The 2,630-nt window shown below is 60.7% G+C and carries 4 protein-coding genes; 2 read left to right on the top strand and 2 right to left on the bottom strand.

What is annotated here, in order from left to right; genetic code table 11:
- A partial coding sequence (locus CUC53_RS17850; protein WP_236757967.1) for a fructose PTS transporter subunit IIB occupies window positions 1-1,121 on the top strand: 1,121 nt, incomplete at its 5' end.
- On the opposite strand, the gene CUC53_RS18930 is transcribed toward CUC53_RS17850, so the two are convergent.
- Window positions 1,063-1,263: a PTS sugar transporter subunit IIA gene (locus CUC53_RS18930; protein ID WP_157798321.1), complete on the bottom strand. Its 201-nt coding sequence runs from the start codon at window positions 1,261-1,263 to the stop codon at window positions 1,063-1,065. The genes CUC53_RS17850 and CUC53_RS18930 overlap by 59 nt on opposite strands.
- A 244-nt stretch (window positions 1,264-1,507) precedes the next feature.
- On the opposite strand from CUC53_RS18930, the gene CUC53_RS17845 reads away from it, so the two are divergent.
- Entirely contained in the window at window positions 1,508-2,227 is a 720-nt protein-coding gene (locus CUC53_RS17845) for a GntR family transcriptional regulator (RefSeq protein WP_100295356.1), read from the top strand.
- Window positions 2,228-2,343: 116 nt separating this feature from the next.
- Here the strand turns inward: CUC53_RS17845 and CUC53_RS17840 are convergent.
- A partial coding sequence (locus CUC53_RS17840) for an exodeoxyribonuclease VII large subunit (RefSeq protein ID WP_272896779.1) occupies window positions 2,344-2,630 on the bottom strand: 287 nt, incomplete at its 5' end.

The raw sequence follows: 2,630 nt of genomic DNA, 5'->3' as shown, positions 1-2,630 counted from the left end.
CGATCCCGACCGATCAGGCGGGCTCCACCCATATGCAGCTGCTGACCACCCTCACCACCGCCTTGGTGGATGACGATACCCGCGCCGCGGTGCTGGCAGCCAACAGTGCCGAGCAGCTGATGGCGCTGCTTGATGGTGAAGGGGATAGCGGCAAGCAACAACCAAAAGAAGACAAATCAGATACAGATCAACCCACTGTAGTCTGTGTCACCGCCTGCCCGGCGGGGATCGCCCACACCTATATGGCCGCCGAGTACCTAGAAAAAGCGGGGCGCAAACTGGGCATTCGGGTGCTGGTGGAAAAACAGGGGGCCAACGGCATCGAGGATCGCTTGCCGCAAGAGGCGCTCAATGCTGCGGTGGCCTGCATTATCGCCGCCGAGGTGGCGGTCAAAGAGCCGGAGCGCTTTGCGGGTATCCCCCGCATCGATACCCCAGTGGCCGAGCCCATCCGCCATGCCGAGCGGATCTTGGCTGATGCGCTGGAAGCGGCCAAGGCCGGGCGCACTGCCCCGACGCCTCACCCCAGCCAGCGTGATGCGGCCAGCGGCAACAAGGTGAGCCTCAAGACCGAGCTCAAGCAGGCGCTGCTGAGCGGTATCTCTTTTGCGGTGCCGCTGATCGTGGCAGGCGGCACCGTGCTCGCCATCTCGGTGCTGCTGGCCCAGATCTTTGGCCTGCAACATCTGTTTGATACCGAGAACTCCTGGCTCTGGCTGTACCGCAAGCTGGGCGGCGGCATGCTGGGCACCCTGATGGTGCCGGTGCTGGCGGCCTATACCGCCTATTCGCTGGCCGACAAACCGGCGCTGGGCCCAGGCTTTGCGGCGGGCCTTGCCGCCAACATGATTGGCTCCGGTTTCCTCGGCGGGGTGGTCGGTGGTCTTATCGCCGGTTACCTGATGCGCTGGGTCAAGCAGCATGTGCGCCTTAGCCCCAACTTCAACGGCTTTCTCACCTTTTACCTCTATCCGGTGATCGGCACCTTGGTGGCCGGCAGCCTGATGTTGTTTGTCATCGGCCAGCCGGTGGCCTGGCTCAATAACAGCCTCACCGCGTGGCTCAACGGCCTCTCCGGCACCAACGCGCTGGTACTGGGCGCCCTGCTTCGCGGGCCATGACGGCGGCCAAAAAGGCGGCTTTATCGTGCAGCTTGCCAGCCTGTTCGAGTTGGCAAGCCAGCGCATGGATAGCGGTATCTCGATCGGCAAACTGGGTTTGCACCGTGATGAGATGAGGGCCGGTAAGACGGGTCAGATTCATGATGATCCTCTGTCAGCTGGGCTTGGAGGCAAGCCGCCATGGTGAAGGTGATGCCATGCTAGCAAACCCAGCCCCCGGTTTTTGTGAGAGGTATCATACAACTGTTAATTTGTATTCTTGTTGTATTGTTTTTGTGGCGGATAGATCGAGGCATGCTCGACCTAATTGTTCTGTCCTTGTCTGGGATAGGCTAGAATGGCGGCTCTTTTTTACGCCCCGCCGTCCCTGTAATGAGGTCCCTTTCGTGCCGAAAAAACCCATGTATCGCCAGATTGCCGATACCCTCCAGCAACGGATTGCCCAAGGGGAGTTGGCCCCCGGCGATGCCCTGCCCACCGAAGCCGAGCTGCGCGAGCAGTTCGGGGTGAGCCGAGTGACCGTGCGCCAAGCCCTCAAGCAGTTGACCGAGCTTAATGTGATCGAGAGCATTCAAGGCAGCGGCAGCTATGTGCGCCAAGAGAAGCTCAATTACGACATCTATCAGCTCACCAGCCTCTATGAGAAGGTGGCCGATCCAGCGGTGGAGACCCACAGCGACATTCTCGCCTTCGAAGTGATCAAGGCAACCCCCGAGCTGGCGGAGCGGCTGAGCGTGGCGGAAGGGGCGCGGATTTACTACGTCAAGCGGGTGCGGTTTATTCGCCAGATTGCGGTAACACTGGAGGAGACCTGGATGCCGCTCGCCCTCTTCCCCGATCTCAGTTATGCGGTGATGCAGGGCTCCAAGTACCACTATATCGAAGAGGTAAAGCAGCTGGTGATTGATCGCAGCGAGCAAGAGATCATCCCAGTGCTGCCCTCGGCGCAGGTGGTGGAGGCCCTAGGCATCGATCCCGCCAAGCCCATTATCGAGAAGGTCTCCCGTGGCTTTTTGCAAGATGGCACCGTGTTTGAGTTCAGCCGTAACTTCTTCAAGAGTGATGACTACAAGTTCACCCTGGTCGCCCGCCGCGCCAAGGGCTGAGCAGGCGACAGCACCCGCGATCAAAAAGGCCACCCCCGTATTTGCGGTGGTGGCCTTTATTTTTGGCTGATTGCCGGGCTGAATAGCAGATGAGCTGGTGGTTTGATGCAGCCGATCTACTGCGCAGAGTCTTTGATGATTTCCTCGACCCGCACCTGCACACTCCCCTGCGCCAAGGTGGTGATGAGCGGGTCGCCACGGTTGACCTGATCGGCGCGGCTAATGACCTCGCCGCGTGGGGTGCGGGTGATGGAGTAACCCCGGCCCAAGATGGCGAGCGGGCTGACCCCATCAAGGCGGGCGGTGAGCATGGCCAGCCGGTGACTAGCCACATCTTGGCGTTTGGCCATCAGGGCATAGAGCCGCTCCTCGGCCAGCTGGTGGCGGCGCTTGCCAGCCGCCA

This window comes from Aeromonas cavernicola, from assembly GCF_002795305.1.
GTDB classification, from domain to species: Bacteria; Pseudomonadota; Gammaproteobacteria; order Enterobacterales; family Aeromonadaceae; genus Aeromonas; species Aeromonas cavernicola.
This window is presented reverse-complemented; position numbering and strand designations above follow the sequence as displayed.

Bases quoted from the DNA above. Each gene is read 5' to 3' on its own strand.
- CUC53_RS18930 (WP_157798321.1), bottom strand. From the start codon at position 1,263: ATGAATCTGACCCGTCTTACCGGCCCTCATCTCATCACGGTGCAAACC.